15 protein-coding genes are annotated in these 19104 nt (G+C 69.3%); 11 read left to right on the plus strand and 4 right to left on the minus strand.

Annotation, left to right across the window (positions count from 1 at the left end):
* Positions 1-89 precede the first annotated feature (89 nt).
* On the minus strand, positions 90-878 hold the full coding sequence (locus AC07O8_RS09170; protein ID WP_495047731.1) for a TetR family transcriptional regulator: 789 nt from the start codon (positions 876-878) through the stop codon (positions 90-92).
* A gap of 259 nt (positions 879-1137) precedes the next feature.
* Between AC07O8_RS09170 and AC07O8_RS09175 the strand changes: the two genes are divergently transcribed.
* Genes AC07O8_RS09175 through AC07O8_RS09185 form a run of 3 tightly spaced genes read left to right on the plus strand, consistent with a single transcriptional unit; the run spans position 1138 to position 6970 of the window.
* Positions 1138-2334, plus strand: a complete 1197-nt coding sequence (locus AC07O8_RS09175) for an efflux RND transporter periplasmic adaptor subunit (RefSeq protein WP_495047732.1) — start codon at positions 1138-1140, stop codon at positions 2332-2334.
* Between the two features lie 29 nt (positions 2335-2363).
* The gene (locus tag AC07O8_RS09180) at positions 2364-5549 is read left to right on the plus strand and encodes an efflux RND transporter permease subunit (RefSeq protein ID WP_495047733.1); all 3186 of its coding nucleotides are present in this window, start codon (positions 2364-2366) and stop codon (positions 5547-5549) included.
* A gap of 5 nt (positions 5550-5554) precedes the next feature.
* Entirely contained in the window at positions 5555-6970 is a 1416-nt protein-coding gene (locus tag AC07O8_RS09185; RefSeq protein WP_495047734.1) for an efflux transporter outer membrane subunit, read from the plus strand.
* 305 nt (positions 6971-7275) lie between these two features.
* Here the strand turns inward: AC07O8_RS09185 and AC07O8_RS09190 are convergent, their stop codons facing one another.
* The 3 genes from AC07O8_RS09190 to AC07O8_RS09200 all read right to left on the minus strand — a co-directional run bounded on the left by AC07O8_RS09190 (position 7276) and on the right by AC07O8_RS09200 (position 10595).
* A complete protein-coding gene (locus tag AC07O8_RS09190; RefSeq protein WP_495047735.1) occupies positions 7276-8178 on the minus strand; it encodes an NAD(P)-dependent oxidoreductase in 903 nt (300 codons plus the stop codon).
* A 151-nt stretch (positions 8179-8329) separates the two neighbouring features.
* Positions 8330-9466, minus strand: a complete 1137-nt coding sequence (locus AC07O8_RS09195; protein ID WP_088407837.1) for a PilT/PilU family type 4a pilus ATPase — start codon at positions 9464-9466, stop codon at positions 8330-8332.
* 85 nt (positions 9467-9551) lie between these two features.
* On the minus strand, positions 9552-10595 hold the full coding sequence (locus AC07O8_RS09200; protein WP_088407838.1) for a type IV pilus twitching motility protein PilT: 1044 nt from the start codon (positions 10593-10595) through the stop codon (positions 9552-9554).
* Positions 10596-10620: 25 nt separating this feature from the next.
* Between AC07O8_RS09200 and AC07O8_RS09205 the strand changes: the two genes are divergently transcribed.
* The 8 genes from AC07O8_RS09205 to AC07O8_RS09240 all read left to right on the plus strand — a co-directional run bounded on the left by AC07O8_RS09205 (position 10621) and on the right by AC07O8_RS09240 (position 19086).
* On the plus strand, positions 10621-11352 hold the full coding sequence (locus tag AC07O8_RS09205; protein WP_495047736.1) for a YggS family pyridoxal phosphate-dependent enzyme: 732 nt from the start codon (positions 10621-10623) through the stop codon (positions 11350-11352).
* A complete protein-coding gene (locus tag AC07O8_RS09210) occupies positions 11352-12884 on the plus strand; it encodes a sensor domain-containing diguanylate cyclase (RefSeq protein ID WP_495047737.1) in 1533 nt (510 codons plus the stop codon). Before AC07O8_RS09205 ends, AC07O8_RS09210 begins: the two co-directional genes overlap by 1 nt.
* A gap of 387 nt (positions 12885-13271) precedes the next feature.
* On the plus strand, positions 13272-14831 hold the full coding sequence (locus AC07O8_RS09215) for a methyl-accepting chemotaxis protein (RefSeq protein ID WP_495047738.1): 1560 nt from the start codon (positions 13272-13274) through the stop codon (positions 14829-14831).
* 56 nt (positions 14832-14887) lie between these two features.
* Positions 14888-15226 (plus strand): energy transducer TonB, encoded by a 339-nt coding sequence (locus AC07O8_RS09220; RefSeq protein ID WP_495047739.1) that lies wholly within the window; start codon positions 14888-14890, stop codon positions 15224-15226.
* Between the two features lie 102 nt (positions 15227-15328).
* Positions 15329-15802, plus strand: a complete 474-nt coding sequence (locus AC07O8_RS09225) for a hypothetical protein (protein ID WP_495047740.1) — start codon at positions 15329-15331, stop codon at positions 15800-15802.
* A 98-nt stretch (positions 15803-15900) separates the two neighbouring features.
* Positions 15901-16167, plus strand: coding sequence for a hypothetical protein (locus tag AC07O8_RS09230; RefSeq protein ID WP_495047741.1), 267 nt, complete (start codon positions 15901-15903; stop codon positions 16165-16167).
* A 10-nt stretch (positions 16168-16177) separates the two neighbouring features.
* Entirely contained in the window at positions 16178-17638 is a 1461-nt protein-coding gene (locus tag AC07O8_RS09235) for a TolC family protein (RefSeq protein WP_495047742.1), read from the plus strand.
* Between the two features lie 26 nt (positions 17639-17664).
* Positions 17665-19086: a multicopper oxidase family protein gene (locus AC07O8_RS09240; protein WP_495047743.1), complete on the plus strand. Its 1422-nt coding sequence runs from the start codon at positions 17665-17667 to the stop codon at positions 19084-19086.
* Positions 19087-19104 lie beyond the last annotated feature (18 nt).

Genomic DNA, 19104 nt, shown 5'->3' on the forward strand with positions numbered 1-19104 from the left:
GGGCGTGGGCAACCGGGTATTGTCGCCGCACCCTGGGGGAGACCCCGAGGCACCCTGGATAAATCCAGGGCTTTCCCACGGAAAGCCCGTTATTCCCGAGGATTGACGGGAGCCGCCCCGTCCGCAGCGTCCCCGCCCTCGTGCCCGCCGCCCTCGCCGCCCTCACCGGCCGCGGGAGGATCGTCGCGGCCCGCGTCGCAGACCGGCTGCCGGCCCAACGCGCCGCGCTCGGCGGCGGTCAGCGGCGGGAAGCGGTTGGGCACCACCACCGTCAGCGAGGACAGGTAATGCTCCAGCCGCGCCTGACCGACCCCGATCAGGTCGAAGGCCTCCGGGTCCAGGATCCAGTGATGCAGCAATCCCCCGACCAGCGCCATCAGCCCGATGGCGGCCTGGTGGGCGTCGACGTCCGGGGGCAACTGGCCAAGCGCCTTGGCGCGCTCGAAGGCTTCGCGGTTGTGGTCGGTCCACTCCCGATGGGCGGCGACCTTGCGGCCGCGGATCGACGCCATCTCCCCGACGAATTCGACGCGCAGGTTGGCGATCTCGAAAGCGCGGCGCGTGCGGGCATTGAACGCCGCGCAGTGCATGACGTTCATCAATCTCAGCCTCAGGTCGTCCAATGGCCGGTCCGGCCCGGGCGACACCGACGCCTCGAAGTCCTCCTCCAGCGGCATGGTGGCGCGTTCCATCATGGCGTTGAAGAGCTGGACCTTGTCCTCGAAGTGCCAGTACACAGCGCCGCGGGTCACGCCGGCGGCCTGCGCGATGTCCTGCAGCGAGGTGCGGGAGACGCCGCGCTCATGGAACAGCTGCTCCGCAGCGTCGAGCAGACGGGCGCGGGTCTCCTGGGCTTCTTGTTTGGTGCGGCGGGCCATCGTCCGATTGTAGAAGAACGCGGCAGAAACATACATGCATGAATGTATGTATATACTGCGCCACTTCGGTCGAACCGTACCGTTGCCGTACGTCGTGCCGGTAGGGCCGCGGTTTGCCCTGTGCGCCCGGCTGTCCGAGCCGGGCTGACCCCCTGAATCTGCGAATCTGTACTTCGAGAGGAATTCCATCGTGATCTCTACCCCTCTGACAAAAGCAACGCCGGGGTCGGAGCGCCCGAGCCTGAAGGCTGGCGCGCGCATGCTTTATCTGCTGCCGCTGGTGATCTCGATCGCGGCGGTGCTGTCCGCCTGCGGCAAGGACGAGCAGGCCGCAGGCAAGGGTGGCCCGGCGGGCGGCGGCATGCCCCCGCCCAATGTCGGCGTCGTCACGGTGGGTCAGCAGGCGGTCGCGCTGCAGACCGAACTGCCGGGCCGCGTCGAGGCGCTGCGCACCGCGCAGGTCCGGGCCCGGGTCAACGGCGTGGTCCTGAAGCGCCTGTTCACCGAAGGTTCCGAAGTTAAGGCCGGCCAGGCGCTGTTCCTGATCGATCCGGCGCCGTACCAGGCCCAGCTCGACAGCGCCAACGCCAACGTGGCCAAGGCGCAGGCGAATGAAGCCCAGGCCGCGGCGCAGGCCGCGCGCAACAAGCCGCTGGCCGACGCGAAGGCGATCAGCCAGCAGGAGTACATCACCTCGGTCGCGACCGCCAAGGCCGCCGCCGCCGACGTGGCCGCCGCCAGGGCCGCCGCGGTGACGGCCAAGCTGAGCCTGGACTACGCGCATGTCTACGCCCCCATCGCCGGCCGCATCGGTCGCGCGCTGGTGACGGAAGGCGCGCTGGTCGGCGCCGCGGATGCCACGCAGCTGGCGCTGATCCAGCAGGTCAGCAGCGTCTATGTGAACTTCACGCAGTCGGCGAATGAGGTGCAGGCGATGCGCCGCGCGCTGGCCGCGGGCCAGTTGCGCAGCGCGGGCAATAACGCCGCGCAGGTGGAGATCGTCGGCGACGACGGCACCGTGTTGCCGCGCACCGGCAAGCTGCTGTTCACCGACCTGACCGTCGATCCGACCTCGGGCCAGGTGACGCTGCGCGCCGAAGTGCCGAACCCCGACAGCGCCCTGCTGCCCGGCCAGTACGTCCGCGTCCGCGTGGCGCAGGCGGAACTGCCGTCCGCGATCCTGCTGCCGCAGCAGGCGGTGACGCGCGGTTCGTCCGGCGACACGGTGCTGGTGGTCGGTCCGGACAACAAGCCCGCGCCGCGCAAGGTCAAGATCGGCAACGCGATCGGCAACCAGTGGGTGGTGCTCGACGGCCTGAAGGCCGGCGAGAAGGTCATCGCCGACGGCTTCCAGAAGATGTTCGTGCCGGGCGCGCCGGTCAATCCGGTGCCGTTCAACCCGGCCAGCGCCGCCTCCGGCGCGGCGTCCGCAGCCTCGGCCGCGTCGAGCCGCTGAGCGCCTGACGCTCAGGAAGGATCCAAGACATGGCACGTTTCTTCATTGATCGCCCCATCTTCGCGTGGGTGATCGCCTTGTTCATCCTGGTCTTCGGCGGGGTGGCGGTCACCCAGTTGCCGGTGGCCCAGTACCCCACCGTCGCGCCGCCGTCGCTGTCCATCAACGTCGCCTACCCGGGCGCGTCGGCCAGGACGCTGGACGAGTCGGTGATCTCCGTCATCGAGCAGGAGCTCAACGGCGCCCCCGGCCTGGCCTACATGGAATCGGTCAGCCAGGCCAACGGCACGGGCGCCATCACGGTGACCTTCGAGTCGGGCACCAACATCGACCTGGCGCAGGTGGAAGTCCAGAACCGCCTGTCGCGCGCGACGCCCCGGCTGCCCGCCGCGGTGACGCAGCAGGGCGTGCGCGTCGACAAGGCGCGTTCCAACTTCCTGCTGTTCGTGACGCTGTCGTCCAAGGACGGCTCGATGGACCCGATCGCGCTGGGCGACTACGCCGCCCGCAACGTCGTGCCCGAGATCCAGCGGATCGCCGGCGTCGGCCAGGCGCAGCTGTTCGGTTCCGAGCAGGCGATGCGCATCTGGCTGGATCCGGCCAAGATGGAGTCGTACAAGCTCAGCCCCGCCGAGGTCAACGCCGCCATCACCGCGCAGAACGCGCTGGTGCCGGCCGGCGTGCTGGGCGACCGCCCGAACACCAGCAGCCAGACCATGTCCGCGACCATCGTGGTCAAGGGGCAGCTGGAGAACAAGGAGCAGTTCGGCAACATCGTGCTGCGCGCCAACACCGACGGTTCCACCGTGAAGCTGAAGGACGTCGCGCGCATCGAGATGGGCGGCCAGAGCTACAGCACCTACGCGCGACTGAACGGCCAGCCGTCCACCGGCGTGGGCGTGCAGCTGTCGCCGTCCGGCAACGCGCTGGGCACCGCCAAGGCGGTCAAGGCACGCATGGAAGAGCTGAAGAAGTACTTCCCCGCCGGCGTGGAATACAAGGTCCCGTACGACTCGTCCAAGTTCGTGCAGATCTCCATCGCCCAGGTGGTGGAGACGCTGATCGAGGCGATCGTGCTGGTGTTCCTGGTGATGTTCCTGTTCCTGCAGGACTGGCGCTACACGCTGATCCCGACGCTGGTGGTGCCGGTGGCGCTGCTGGGCACCTTCGGCGTGATGCTGACGCTGGGCTTCTCGATCAACGTGCTGACGCTGTTCGGCATGGTGCTGGCGATCGGCATCCTGGTGGACGATGCCATCGTGGTCGTCGAGAACGTCGAGCGCATCATGAGCGAGGAGGGCCTCAGCCCCCGTGAGGCGACCAAGAAGGCGATGAGTCAGATCTCGGGCGCCATCATCGGCATCACCACGGTGCTGATCGCGGTGTTCATCCCGATGGCCTTCTTCGCCGGCTCGGTGGGCAACATCTACCGCCAGTTCTCGCTGGCGATGGTGGCCTCCATGGCGCTGTCGGCGCTGATGGCGCTGTCGCTGACGCCGGCGCTGTGCGCGACGCTGCTCAAGCCGGTCGACGCCGGTCACCACCACGAGAAGCGCGGCTTCTTCGGCTGGTTCAACCGCGGCTTCTCGCGCACCGCCAAGGGCTACGAGGGCTGGGTCGCCAAGCTGCTCAAGCGCGCCGGGCCGATGATGGTCGCCTTTGTCGCCGTGGTCGCGGTCGTGGGCTGGCTGTACGTCCGCATGCCGACGTCCTTCCTGCCCAACGAGGACCAGGGTTACCTGATCGTCAACGTGCAGCTGCCGCCGGGCGCGACGTCCAACCGGACCGAAGCCGCCGTGGCCACGCTGGAGCAGTTCCTCCACAAGCAGCCGGAAGTCGCCGACACCATCGGCGTGATCGGTTTCTCCTTCTCCGGCCAGGGCCAGAACGCCGCGCTGGTGTTCGTGCCGCTCAAGCCGTGGGACGAGCGCAAGGGCAAGGACCACAGCGCGCAGGCGGTGGCCGGTCGCGTGATGGGGGCGATGATGGGCGGCGTGCGTGACGCGTTCATCTTCCCGCTCTCGCCGCCGCCGATCCAGGAACTGGGCAACGCCACCGGCTTCGCGCTGCGTCTGCAGGACCGCGCCGGCCTCGGCCACGAGGCGCTGCTGAACGCGCGCAACCAGCTGATGGGCATGGCGTCCAAGAGCAAGCTGATCACCGGCATGCGCCCGGACGGTCTGGAAGACGCGCCGCAGCTGCAGATCGACATCGACCGCGCCAAGGCGCAGGCGCTGGGCGTCGGCTTCGACACCATCGCGCGGGTGCTGGGCACGCAGCTGGGTTCGGCCTACGTGAACGACTTCCCGAGCACCGGCCGCATGCAGCGCGTCGTGGTGCAGGCCGATGCGGCGCGCCGCTCGACCCCGGAAGACGTGCTCAAGTTGAACGTGACGAACGCGGCGGGCGCCAACGTGCCGGTCTCGGCCTTCGCGTCCAGCAAGTGGATCACCGGCCAGATGCAGGCCACGCGCTACAACGGCTATCCGGCGATGCGCCTGGCGGGCGATCCCGCGCCGGGCGTCTCCTCGGGCCAGGCGATGAAGGAACTGGAGAACATGGTCTCGCAGCTTCCGCCGGGCATCGGCTTCGAGTGGACGGGCCTGTCGCGTGAAGAACAGCTGTCGGGCTCTCAGGCGGGCATCCTGCTGGCGTTCTCGCTGCTGGCGGTCTTCCTCTGCCTGGCGGCGCTGTACGAGAGCTGGTCCATCCCGATGTCGGTGATGCTGGTGGTGCCGCTGGGCCTGCTGGGCGCGCTGGCGGGGGCGACCTTGCGCGGCATGCCCAACGACGTGTACTTCAAGGTCGGCCTGATCACCATCATCGGCCTGTCGGCGAAGAACGCGATCCTGATCATCGAGTTCGCCAAGGACCTGCAGGCGCAGGGCAAGGGCCTGGTCGAGGCGATCCTGGAGGCGGCGCACCTGCGCTTCCGCCCGATCATCATGACCTCGCTGGCCTTCATCCTGGGCGTGACGCCGCTGTTCTTCGCGAGCGGCGCGGGCTCGGCGAGCCAGCGCGCCATCGGCACCGGCGTGTTGTCGGGCATGGTCACCGCGACCTTGCTGGCGGTGATCTTCGTGCCGGTGTTCTTCCTGGTGGTGCGCCGCTTCTTCAAGGGCAGCGACCGCCAGAACAAGCTGTACGCCCACGAACTGGACGGTCCCGATCCGACCAAGGCCATCGCGGCCGCCAAGAACGCGGACGGAGTCTGAGCATGATGACGAGCAAACTTTCGATGATGGCCGCCGCGGCCGCGACCGTGGCGCTGCTGACGGGCTGCGTGAACCTCGCGCCGGACCACCAGCGTCCGGACGCGCCGGTGGCCCCGCAGTGGCCGCAGGGCCCGGGCGCCGAGGCGGCGGACGCCAAGGCGGCGACCGAGCTGCAATGGCAGCAGTTCTTCCGCGATGAGCGGCTCAAGCAGCTGATCGACCTCGCGCTGAAGAACAACCGCGACCTGCGCATCGCGCTGCTGAACGTCGACGTGGCGCGGGCGCAGGCCAACGTCACGGCGGCGAGCCGCTGGCCGACGGTCAACGCCGGTTTCTCGGCGTCACGCGGACCGCAGACCACGGCGAACGGCGACAGCCGCATCGTCAACGCCTACCAGGCGGGGCTGCAGATCACCTCGTACGAGCTCGACCTCTTCAGCCGCGTCAAGAACCAGAGCGCCGCGTCCTTCGCGCAGTACCTGGCGACGGGCGAGGCGGCGCGCTCGGCGCAGATCAGCCTGGTGGCCGGCGTCGCGTCCGCCTACCTGGCGGTGCAGGCCGACGAGGAGCTGCTGGCGCTGACGCGCCAGACCCTGGCGACGCGCGAGGACAGCCTGAAGCTGATGCAGCTGAAGTTCGACAACGGCGCCGCGTCCAACCTGGACCTGAGCACCGCGAAGTCCTCGTACGAAGCGGCGCGTGCGACGCTGGCGCAAGCCGAGCGCACCCGGCAGCAGGATCTGAACACCTTGACGCTGCTGGTGGGGCAGGGCGTGCCGGAGGCGCTGCCGCAGGCCCGGCCGCTGAGCGACCAGACCATGGGCGCGCTGCTGGCGGGCATGCCGTCGCAGGTGCTGGTGGGCCGGCCCGACGTGGTCCAGGCCGAGCAGCAGCTGGTGGCGGCCGAGGCCAACATCGGCGTCGCGCGGGCGGCCTACTTCCCGAGCATCACGCTGACGAGCAGCGTGGGCACGGCGAGCAGCGCGTTGCGCGACCTGTTCAGCCAGAGCGCGTGGAGCATCGCGGGCTCGGCGCTGATGCCGATCTTCGACGCGGGCCGCGTGCGCAACAACGTCGATGCGGCCAAAGCCAACCGCGAGATCGCGGTCGCCCAGTATGAGAAGGTCGTGCAGACGGCCTTCAAGGAAGTGGCCGACGCCTTGGCCGGACGCGCCACGCTCGACGAGCAGCTGCGCGCGCAGGATGCGCAGGCGGCCGCGGAAGCGACGCGGCTCGAGCTGGTCGACCTGAGCTTCCGCAACGGCGCGGCCTCGAGCCTGGATCTGCTGGACGCCCAACGCGCGACCTTCGCCGCGCAGCAGGCGGCGCTGCAGGTGCGCCTGGCGCAATTGCAGAACCAGGTGCAGCTCTACAAGGTGCTGGGCGGGGGGCTGGACGCGCCGCGTCAGTCGGGCGGCTGATCACGCCTGCCGATCCAATAAGCGCCAAAGACAACGGCGCCGGACCGCGCAAGCGGCCGGCGCCGTTTTTTCTGACTGCAGCGGCCGCTGGCCCTCACCCCCACCCTCTCCCGCAAGCGGGAGAGGGAGTCCGACCGGCTCCGCTCGCGGCGACGGCGCCTCTTGCCCCCTCTCTCGCTTGCGGGAGAGCATCCTCATCAAGCGCCCTGGGCGGTGAAAGTGCCGAGGCCTTCTTGCTCCCTCTCCCGCTTGCGGGAGAGGGCAGGGGTGAGGGCCAGCGGCCGTCGAACATCACAGTCGCTTGATCAGCGCAGGCGCTTGATCAGGCTCGAGGTGTCGAAGCGGTTCCCACCCATCTCCTGCACATCCGCATAGAACTGGTCGACCAGCGCCGTCAGCGGCAGCCGTGCGCCATTGCGGCGGGCTTCGTCCAGCACCAGCCCGAGGTCCTTGCGCATCCAGTCCACGGCAAAGCCGAAGTCGAACTTGTCCTCGATCATGGTCTTGCCGCGGTTGTCCATCTGCCAGCTCTGCGCCGCGCCTTTGCCGATGACATCGAGCACCAGCGGCATCGGCAGGCCGCTCTTCTGTCCGAACGCGATGGCTTCCGCCAGCCCCTGGACGATGCCGGCGATGCAGATCTGGTTGACCATCTTCGCGAGCTGCCCGGCGCCGGCATCGCCGACGCGGGTGACCGCCTTGGCGAAGTGGATGGCGTAGGGGCGGACCTTGTCGAAGATGGCTTCCTCGCCGCCGCACATGACCGTCAGCGCGCCGTTGACTGCGCCGGCTTGGCCGCCCGACACGGGCGCGTCGATGAAGTGCAGACCGAGCTTCTGCGCTTCGGCAGCGAGTTCGCGCGCGACTTCGGCCGAGGCGGTCGTGTGGTCGATGAAGACCGCGCCCGGCTTCATGCCGGCGAAGGCGCCGTCGGCGCCCAGCACGACCGAGCGCAGGTCGGCGTCGTTACCGACGCAGCAGAAGACGATGTCTGCGTCCTGGGCCGCTTCACGCGGCGTCGCGGCGGAATGGCCGCCGAACTCCGAGGTCCAGGCCTGGGCCTTCGCCGGCGAACGGTTGTAGACCGTGACCTGCTGGCCGGCCTGGGCCAGATGGCCTGCCATCGGGAAGCCCATCACGCCGAGTCCCAGGAAGGACACGCGGAGGAACGGAGTCGATTCGTAGGAACGCTGGCCGATGCTGCTCATGGGAGGGACCTGTTGCAGGGTGTTGAAAACCCGGCGATTGTGGCCCCTTCCGCGGCCCGATTTGGGATGCACCGTTAGGCGCGAACCGGAGCCATGGCAGCGCCATGGCGAGGATTCGCAACGACGCGGGGCGCCCAAAGCGGGTTGCGGATCAGACGATGGTGAGGTGCTCGGTGCCTGAGGACAGATCGCCGCTGCGCGCCCGCTCGCTGTTGAGCTTGATCTGCAGGCGCAGGTCGTTCACCGAGTCGGCGTTGCGCAGCGCGTCCTCGTAGGTCACCTTGCCCATCTCGTAGAGGTCGAACAGGGCCTGGTCGAAGGTCTGCATGCCGAGCTCGCGCGAGCGCTTCATGATCTCCTTGATCTCGCCCACCTCGCCCTTGAAGATCAGGTCGCTGATCAGCGGCGTGTTCAGCAGGATCTCGACCGCGGCGATCCGGCCCTTGCCCTCCTGGCGCGGCAGCAGCCGCTGCGACACCAGCGCCTTCAGGTTCAGCGACAGGTCCATCAACAGCTGCGCGCGCCGCTCTTCCGGGAAGAAATTGATGATCCGGTCCAGCGCCTGGTTGGCGCTGTTGGCGTGCAGCGTGGCCATGCACAGGTGGCCGGTCTCGGCGAAGGCCACCGCGTGCTCCATCGTCTCACGGTCGCGGATCTCGCCCATCAGGATCACGTCCGGCGCCTGGCGCAACGTGTTCTTCAGCGCCTGCTCCCAGCCTTCGGTGTCGAGACCGACCTCGCGCTGGCTGACGATGCAGTTCTTGTGCGGGTGCACGAACTCGACCGGATCCTCGATCGTGATGATGTGGCCGTAGGTCGTCTGGTTGCGGTGATCCACCATCGCCGCCAGCGAGGTGCTCTTGCCCGAACCGGTCGCGCCCACCAGGATCACCAGGCCGCGCTTGGTCTGCACCACGTCCTTGAGGATGTGCGGCAGCTCCAGCGATTCGACCGTCGGCAGCGTCTGCGGGATGGTCCGCAGCACCAGCGCCACGTGGCCCTGCTGGATGTAGGCGTTGACGCGGAACCGTCCGATGCCCTGCGGCGAGATCGCGAAGTTGCACTCCTTGGTGCGCTCGAAATCGGCCGCCTGCTTGTCGTTCATGATGGCCCGCGCCAGCTGCAGCGTGTGCTGGCCGGTCAGCGGCTGCGGCGACACCTTGGTCACCTTGCCGTCGACCTTCACCGCCGGCGGGAACTCCGCCGTCAGGAAGAGGTCGGAGCCCTTGCGCGACACCATGAGGCGAAGCAGGTCGTTGATGAACTTGGTGGCCTGATCGCGTTCCATGGCGGCGTCCTGTCCTGTGTGCCGGGGGCGCGGCGGTCACCCGCCCGCTCCCGATCGATCTGTCGTTGTGGTGGGGCCGGTCCGCTCAGCCGGGGAAGTTCTCAGGCATCTTGGCCTTGGCCCGCGCCTCGGCCGGCGAGATGATGTTGCGGCGGACCAGGTCGGTGAGGTTCTGGTCCAGCGTCTGCATGCCGAGGTTGTTGCCGGTCTGGATCGACGAGTACATCTGCGCCACCTTGTTCTCCCGGATCAGGTTCCGGATGGCCGAGGTGCCCAGCATGATCTCGTGCGCCGCGACCCGGCCGTTGCCGTCCTTGGTCTTGCACAGCGTCTGCGAGATCACCGCCTGCAGCGATTCCGACAGCATGGCGCGGACCATGTCCTTCTCCGCGGCCGGGAACACGTCGACGATCCGGTCCACCGTCTTGGCGGCCGACGAGGTGTGCAGCGTGCCGAAGACCAGGTGGCCCGTTTCCGCGGCGGTCAGCGCCAGGCGGATGGTTTCCAGGTCCCGCATTTCGCCGACCAGGATGCAGTCCGGGTCTTCGCGCAGCGCCGAGCGCAACGCGTTGGAGAAGCTCATCGTCTGCGGACCCACTTCGCGCTGGTTGACCAGGCACTTCTTGGATTCGTGGACGAACTCGATCGGGTCCTCGACGGTCAGGATGTGGCCGTACTCGTTCTCGTTGAGGTGGTTGACCATCGCGGCCAGCGTCGTGCTCTTGCCCGAGCCGGTCGGGCCCGTCACCAGCACCATGCCGCGCGGCTTCATCGCGAGCTCGGTGAACACCTTGGGGCAGTTCAGCTGCTCCAGCGTCAGGATCTTGCTCGGAATGGTCCGGAATACCGCCCCCGCGCCGCGGTTGTGGTTGAACGCGTTCACGCGGAAGCGCGCCAGGCCCTGGATCTCGAAGGAGAAGTCGACTTCCAGCGTCTCCTCGTAGGACTTGCGCTGGGCGTCGCTCATGATGTCGTAGACCATGTCGTGCACCTGGCGGTGCTCGAGGGCTTCGACGTTGATGCGGCGCACGTCGCCATGGACGCGGATCATGGGGGGCAGCCCGGCGGACAAGTGAAGGTCGGAGGCCTTGTTCTTGACCGAGAATGCCAGCAGTTGGGTGATGTCCATGGGATGAGGAAAAGCGTGGGCGATTATGGCGACGATCTCCGAGAACATACAACAGCTCCATGGCCGCATTGAGAGGGCTTGCCAGCAGGCGTCGCGGCCTGTCGACAGCGTCACGCTGCTGGTGGTAACAAAGACTTTCCCGGCCTCGGATGTGAGAAGCGCGTTCGAGGCGGGCGAACGCCGCTTCGGCGAGAACTACGTCCAGGAGGGCGTCGACAAGATCGACGCCCTGGCCGATCTGCGCGGACAGGTCGAATGGCACCTGATCGGCCCGCTGCAGAGCAACAAGACCCGCGTCGTGGCCGAGCGCTTCGACTGGGTGCACAGCGTGGACCGCCTGAAGATCGCCCAGCGCCTGGCGGAGCAGCGCCCGGCGGGGCTGCCGCCGCTCAACGTCTGCCTGCAGGTCAACATCAGCGGCGAGGACAGCAAGAGCGGCCTGGCGCCGGCGGAGGTCGCCGAGGTCGCCCGCGCCGTCGCCGCGCTGCCGGCGCTGCGCCTGCGCGGCCTGATGGCGATCCCCGAGCCGGCCGCCACGTTGGAGGAACAGCGCCGCCCCCACCGCGCGCTGGCTGAACTGTCGGCGACGCTGAACCGGGACTTCGCGCTGGGCCTGGACACGCTCAGCATGGGCATGAGCGCCGACATGGACGCCGCGATCCTGGAGGGCGCCACGATGGTGCGCGTCGGTTCGGCGATCTTCGGCGCGCGCGCGCGCCCGGAGCCTTCCCAGGTGCCTTCTCCCCCGGCGGCGTGATGGATGCGCTGCAGCGCCCGACGGATCTGGTGCCCGAGACCCCGGGCAGCCTGTCGATCCGGGCGCTCTGGCGCGAAGGCAGCGCGGCCGAGCGCGGCGCGCTGCTCGGCGGATGGTTCGCGACGATCGGCGCCTGCGTGCTGCTCGGGCTGGCCGCGGTCCGGGAAGGCTGGTCCGGCATTCCGGTCGATCTCGGCGGCGCCCATGCGTTCCTGACCTTCTATCCGCCGATCCCGCTGTGCCTGTGGTGGACGCTGTGCTTCGGCTGGCGCTGGGGCGCCGCGCCGGCCTGGCTGGCGACCTTCGTCCTGGCGCTGGCCGCGGGCCTGTCGACCGGCTGGGCCGCGCTGTTCGCCTGCGCCAATCCGCTGGGACTGGGCGTGCTGGCCCTGGGCTACCGCGCCGTCGGCGCGCCGCGCGGGCTGCGCAGCCTGCGCGCCTGGCTGTTCTTCGTGCCCTTGTGCTTCGTCGCGGCGGTACTCAGTTCCTCGGGCGCGCTGATCTGGAACTTCAGCCACGATCTCCCCGCAGACCGGCAACTGCCGATCTGGCAGGGATGGTGGCTGGGTGCCTTCCTGCAGAGCGTCCTGCTGGGCGGACCGCTGATGGCGGTGACCTGGCCGCGTCTCTCGCGCTGGATCGTGGCGCGTCCGGGCCTGTTCTCGCCGCCGCCCAGCGGCCGCCGTGCGATGGGGTTGGGCCTGCTGTTCGCGATCGTGCTGGCGGTGCAGGGGTACGGGCTGGTCAGCCTGGGACTGGGCTCGCTGCAGCTGCGGACGGCGCTCGGCAGCCACGACTGGGCGAAGCTGGACGAGGCCTCGCGCGTGATGCTCAGCACCGCCTGGGTGTTCTTCTGGGTCTTCACGCTGATCGTGCTGTTCGTCGCCCAGTTCGGCTATCAGGCCCTGTCGCGCTGGCTGCGGTCGACCGAGGCGCTGGTGGCGCAGCTGGCGCAGGTGAACGCGGAACTGGAGCAGCGCTCGCGCACCGACGGACTCACCGGCCTGGCCAACCGCATGGCGACGGAGGAGGGCCTGCGCGCACTGCTGCGGACCGTGCGGCGCTACCGGACGCCGTCCGCGCTGCTGATGCTCGACATCGACCGTTTCAAGCAGGTCAACGACCGTCACGGCCACGCGGCGGGCGACGCGGTGATCCGCTCGCTGGCGCAGGTGCTGAAGGCGTCTTCGCGCGACGTGGATCTGCCCGGCCGGTTCGGCGGCGAGGAGTTCGTCATCGGGCTCGCCCATACGGATCTGCCTGGCGCCCGGCGCTTCGCGGAACGGCTGCGCGGGCGCATCGCCGCCACGCCGGTCGCGCTCGGCGCGAAGGACGGCGGCGGGGCGTCGATCGCGTACACCGTCAGCATCGGCGTGACCGTGCTGCGGGAGGACGATGCTGGCGTCGAGGATGGGCTGCGACGGGCGGACGCGGCGATGTACCGGGCCAAGGCGGGCGGGCGCAATCGCGTGGAAGTGTCCGACACGGATCCTGCGGCGGGCGATGTGCCGCCGGCGTTGGGCAAGTCCTGACCCCCTGCCGATCGACGGCCGTCCCGGTCGCCGCCCGGTTGGTGGTTACTGCCCCCGTTGCCGCCCGGTTACCGCCCGGTTACCGTCCGGGTACAGGGGCCGCGCGGCCGTCTTGCGCAGGAATGTGCAGGAATCGTGAAACCCCGCCGAGCGGCTCATTAGGGCTTCTACCAAGTGCCCGCCAAGTGGTTCGGCGGACCACTTTCATTCAGTTGCAAGTGCCGCGTCAGAATTCACGGGGGCCTGATCCCGCCCTGCAATCCCCGATTCAAGTGCAACGATGATCGCGCCGAAGCCGATGGTCGGACCGCACCGCTGGCGCCACGAGCGTCCGCGGATCCGCTGCGGTCCGGTCATTCAAACAACTCAATCGTTGCGAGGGAATCGATGTCGTTTCTGTCCCGCCTGCGTATCGGCCAGCGCCTGACGCTGAGCTACGCGCTGCTGATCCTGCTGCTGGTCGTGATCGGCGCCTTCGGCGCCCACAACGCCAGCCGCCTCTCCCATGACCTGAGCACGACGGCCAACTCCAGCCTGGTGAAGATCGCGCTGGCCAACGCGCTGGAGAGCGACGTCAACGTCATCGCCCGCGCCTCGCGCGACCTGCTGCTGCTGGACACGGCCAACGCCATCAAGCGCCAGAAGGCCGACATCGCGGCCGCGCTCGAGGACGGCCAGAAGCAGCTGACCGAGCTCGACGGCAAGGTCTCCGACGCCAAGGACAAGGAACTCGCCGCCAAGGTGCGCGAGGCCCAGACCAAGTTCGTCGACTCGGTGTCGAAGTTCCTGAAGGTGCAGCAGGACGGCAGCCCGGACGAAGCGCGCGAAGCGCTGATCAAGGACGTGCGTCCCGCGCAGAAGGACTACCAGGACACGCTGAAGAGCCTGGTCGACCTGCAGTTCGCCAACGGTCGCGACCTCGCCGAAGGCGGCGCCAAGCTGGCCAACCAGTCGATCCTCATCACCGGCGTGCTGGTGCTGATCGCCGTGGTCATCGGCAGCGTCGGCGGCCTGACGATCGCCCGCTCCATCATCGTGCCGGCCCGCAAGGCCAAGGACGCCGCGCAGGCGATCAGCTCCGGCGACCTGTCGCAGCACATCGAGGTCGAGGGCTCCGACGAACTGGCGCAGATGCTGCACGCGATGCGCGACATGCAGACCGCGCTGTCCGGCGTCGTCGCCAGCGTCAGCTCGGCGGCCGGCGAGGTGGCCCAGAACTCGAACGAGATCGCCGGCAGCAACGTGGACCTGTCGGACCGCACCGCGCGTTCCGCCGAGAGCCTGCAGAACACCGCCGCGTCGGTCGAGCAGATCGCCTCCAACCTGAACGGCGCCAGCGAGCTGACCCGCAAGGCCGCGAGCATCGCGACCAAGGCGCGCCAGTCGGCCTCGGCCGGCGGCACCGTGGTGAGCCAGGTCGTGTCGACGATGGAAGAGATCAGCGCGAGCTCGCGCAAGATCGGCGACATCATCGGCGTCATCGACGGCATCGCCTTCCAGACCAACATCCTGGCGCTGAACGCCGCCGTGGAAGCCGCCCGTGCCGGCGAGCACGGCAAGGGCTTCGCGGTGGTGGCCTCGGAAGTGCGCGCGCTGGCTTCCCGCTCGGCGCAGGCCGCCAAGGAGATCAAGGTGCTGATCCAGGAATCGTCCGTCAAGGTCGAGAACGGCACCGCCCTGGTCAACAACGCGGGCGCCACGATCCGCTCGGTCGTCGACGAGGTCAACAACATGGGCCAGCTGATCGAAGAGATCTCGCACTCGGCCCAGGAGCAGGCCGCCGGCGTCGGCGTCGTGAACAACGCGATGAACGAGCTGGACCGCGCGACGCAGCAGAACACCACGCTGGTGGACGAGCTGACCCGCTCGACCGATTCGCTGCGCGATAGCAGCTCGCGCCTGGTGCAGGCCGTCGGATTCTTCAGCACCGCGCGCGCCGCTTCCTGAGTCCCCAGTTCCTACCGGAAACCCGTTTTCCTCACCCAAGACGTACGAGGTCCCCAATGAGCAAGCATCTGACTACCATCGTTTCCCGCTCCCTCCTGGGTCTGGCCGCCGCGCTGGTCCTGGCCGCCGGCGCCCACGCCACCCCGAAGATCGTCAAGAAGGTGCCGCCGGAGTTCCCGGCCGAGGCCGCCCGCCAGTCGATCTCGCAAGGCTCCGTGCGCGCCAAGATGAACATCGAGCCGGACGGCAAGGTCTCCGGCGTCGAGATCCTGGAAGCCGAACCGCGCAAGGTCTTCGACAAGGCCGTGACCCGCGCGCTGATGGACTGGAAGTTCGAGCCGAGCGGCCAGAAGGAAACGCACGAGGTCAAGCTCGTGTTCAAGAACGAGGACTGATCGCCGCCGCCGGTCCGCACGGACCGGCCGCCCGATGTCACCCGAGGGCCGCGCGAGCGGCCCTTGCTCATGGCGATGCCGCCTCGCCTACACTCACGTCCCATGTCCCGCCCGAATGCACCCGGTCCGCGCCGGCTCCTCTGGAGCCGCTGGCTGGTGCTCGCCCTGCTGAGCCTGACCCTGCCGCTGCAGGGGGCGCTCGCCGCGACGATGGGCATCGGCATGGCGCTGATGGCGTCCAACACGGGCGCTGCCGTGATGACGATGCCGGGCGACTGTCAGGACATGGGCCACGGCATGGCGCTTGACCCGGCGCCGGGCACCGGCATGGATCACGCCGGCATGGTCTCGATGGACCATGGCGCGTCGCACGACGACGGCGCGGATCACACCACGCCCTCCGACCACCATTGCGGCATCTGCCTGCAGTGCTGCATCGGCGCCGCGATGCCCATCGCGCCGCTGACGCCGGCCGCGCACGACCTGCGCGACGCCGCTCCCTCGCTCGACGCCCATGGCGCGCCCGAGCAGTCTCCCCAGCCGCTGGAGCGGCCGCCCAAAGCCTTCCTCGCCTGAACGCCGGCGCTCGTCCCGGACGAGCCGCCGCACGAACCGTCGTCCGCTTGCGTCTTCGCAGCGGATCGACCGCGATCCCGTTCCTCTGCGAGGAAGCCATGTCTTCTCGTTCCATTCCCGCACTCGCGCTGGCGATGTGCCTGGGCGCCGCCATGGCCGCGCCGCCCGATCCTGCCGACCCGCGCCGGACTTGCGCCGCGCCGCGGATCACACCCCCCGCTCCCGCAGCGAGCAACGCGGTCGTCGACCCCGGCGTCGGCGATTGGCGTCTCGCCAATCGCCGCGTGCTCGAGGCGGGCGGATGGCGAGCGCTGTTGCGTGAAAGCCAGGCGGCTTCCGCGCCGGCCGGCGCCCACCACCATTGAGGAGCCTGCGATGTTCTCCCTGATGAAACCCGGGCGCTCGCAGATGTCAGGCGTAACGTGCGTCCCACGGCTGCTCGCGCTGGCGGCCGCCGCGACCTTGACGGCCTGCGCCTCGCTGTCGCCCGAGCAGGCCGCCGCGCCCGTCCAGCAGAAGAGTCGTGACTGGCTGGGCGCCGACCTGCCTTCGCAGCGCTCCGACGAGCAGCGCGCCGCCGCTCGCGCGCGAACCGAGGCATTGCTCGCGCAGCCGCTCGACGCGCAGGGCGCGGTGCAACTCGCGCTGCTCAACCACCGAGGTCTGCAGGCTGGCTTGTACGGTCTGGGCATGGCGGAATCGGAACGGGTGCAGACCTTGCTGTGGCCGAATCCGGTGCTCAACATCGGTCGCCTGGTCCGCGGCGACGAGCGCGAGATCGAACGCGGCCTGCAGTTCAACCTGCTGAGCCTGCTCGGCCGCGGCGCCCGCCAGGAGGCCGGCGCCCGCGCGCTCGAACGCGAACAGGCCCGCGTCGCGCAGCAACTGCTCGACGTCGCCGGGCAGGCGCGCCGGCGCTGGATCCAGGCGGTCGCCTCGCAGGAGCAACTGCGGCATGCGCGGACGGTGCTCGATTCGGCCTCGGCCGGTGCGGAACTGGCGCTGCGGATGCGGCAGGCCGGCAACGTCAGCGCGCTGCGCCTGGCGCGCGAGCGCACGGTGCTTGTCGAGTCGCAACTCGCGATGGAGCAGGCGCAGCTGCAAGCCGAGGGCGATCGCGAGGCGCTGATCCGCGCGATCGGCCTCTGGGGCGACGATCTCGCCCTGCTGAAGCTGCCCGAGCGGCTGCCGGACGTGCCTGTCGACTTCCGGACCGCGGACGATGTCGAACGCCAGGCGGTCGCGCAGCGGCTCGATATCCTCGCGGCGAAGCGCGAATCGGAGCAGCTCGCTGCACAGCTGGGCCTCACGCGCCAGACCGGTCGTGTCAACGTGCTGGAGCTTGGCCTGCAGCGCAACAGCAGCAACGAGGAATCGACGCAGCGTGGCATCGAGCTCAGCGTCGAGCTGCCGCTGTTCGACTGGGGCCAGGCGCGTGTCGCGGGTGCGCGCGAGGCCTACGGTCAGTCGCTGGAACGCACCGCGCAGGTCGCGGTCGAGGCGCGTTCCGACGTGCGCGTCGCCCGGGCACGCGCAGAGGCCGCCTGGCGCATCGCCCGGCGCCATCACGACGAGGTGATGCCGCTCGCCCGGCAGGTCTCCGACGAGACCCTGCTCCGCTACAACGGGATGCTGGTCGGCGTCATGGACCTGCTGGCCGATGCCCGTGTGCAGGCGCGCGCCGTGTCCGCGACGCTGGCCGCGCAGCGCGATTTCTGGCTCGCGGAATCGACGCTGTCGCAGAGCCTGCTCGGACCGGTGCGCGACGGCGCGGCCGCGGCCTCTTCTTCCTCGACCGCCGCTGCGCCTGAAGGCGCCGGCGGCGCCGCGCATTGAACGCGCGGCTTCGAAAGGACCTGCCGATGATTTCCCGGAGAAACCTCTTCGCCCGAGCAGCCGCGGGGGCGGCGCTCGGCGCGGCTGGCGCGGTGAACGCGAGCGGGGTGTCGCGCGTCGCCATGGCGGCGCTGCCCGAACCCGCCCAGCGCGACAGCGCCGACACGGCGCCGCCGCTGACGCCGCCGAACGGACGTCCCTACAACCCCGTCGTCACGCTGAACGGCTGGACGCTGCCCTGGCGCCTGCGCGACGGCGTCAAGGAGTTCCACCTCGTCGCCGAGCCGGTCCTGCGCGAACTCGCGCCCGGCACCACGGCGCACCTGTGGGGCTACAACGGCCAGTCGCCCGGTCCGACGATCGAGGTCGTCGAAGGCGACCGCGTCCGCATCTACGTGACCAACCGCCTGCCCGAGCAGACCAGCGTGCACTGGCACGGCCAGCGCCTGCCCAACGGCATGGACGGTGTGTCCGGCCTGACGCAGCCGGCGATCAAGCCGGGCGAGACCTTCGTCTACGAGTTCGTCGCGCGGCGTCCGGGCACCTTCATGTACCACCCGCATGCCGACGAGATGACGCAGATGGCGATGGGCATGATGGGCTTCTGGGTCACGCATCCCAAGGCGCGACATCCGCAGATCGCCGAGGTGCAGCGCGACTTCTGCTTCCTGCTCTCCAGCTACGACATCGATCCCGGCAGCTACACGCCGCGAACGATGACGATGACCGACTTCAACTTGTGGACCTGGAACAGCCGCATCTTCCCGGGGATCGACACGCTCAACGTCCGGCAGGGCGACCGGGTGCGGATCCGCGTCGGGAACCTGACGATGACCAACCATCCGATCCATCTGCACGGGCATGAGTTCGAGGTCACCGGCACCGACGGCGGCCCCGTGCCGAAGACGGCGCGCTGGCCCGAGGTCACGACCGATGTGGCGGTCGGGCAGATGCGGCAGATCGAGTTCCTCGCCGACGAGCCCGGCGACTGGGCGATCCACTGCCACAAGAGCCATCACACGATGAACGCGATGGGGCATGAGGTCGACACGCTGATCGGCGTGGACCACCGCGGTCTCGCGGCGCGCATCAACAAGGTCATCCCCGACTACATGGCCATGGGGGAGCGCGGCATGGCCGACATGGCCGAGATGGAGATGCCGCTGCCCGAGAACACCGTGCCCATGATGAGCGGGCAGGGGCCGCACGGTTCGCTCGAGATGGGCGGGATGTTCAGCGTGCTGAAAGTGCGCAAGGACCAGAAGGCGGGCGACTACCGCGATCCGGGCTGGTACGCGGCGCCGGCCGGCACGGTGGCCCGTCCGGTCGCCGCGCCGGACGGCGCGCCCGCAGCCCCTGCATCGGCGCCGTCCCCCGCGGCCAGGCCGCCCGCCGCGGAGCCGCTGCGCGTCCGCAAGCCCGATGGACACGGACATCAGGGGCATTGAGCACCGACGCCCCGACCC

This window comes from Roseateles sp. GW821-FHT09G09 (assembly GCF_059415965.1).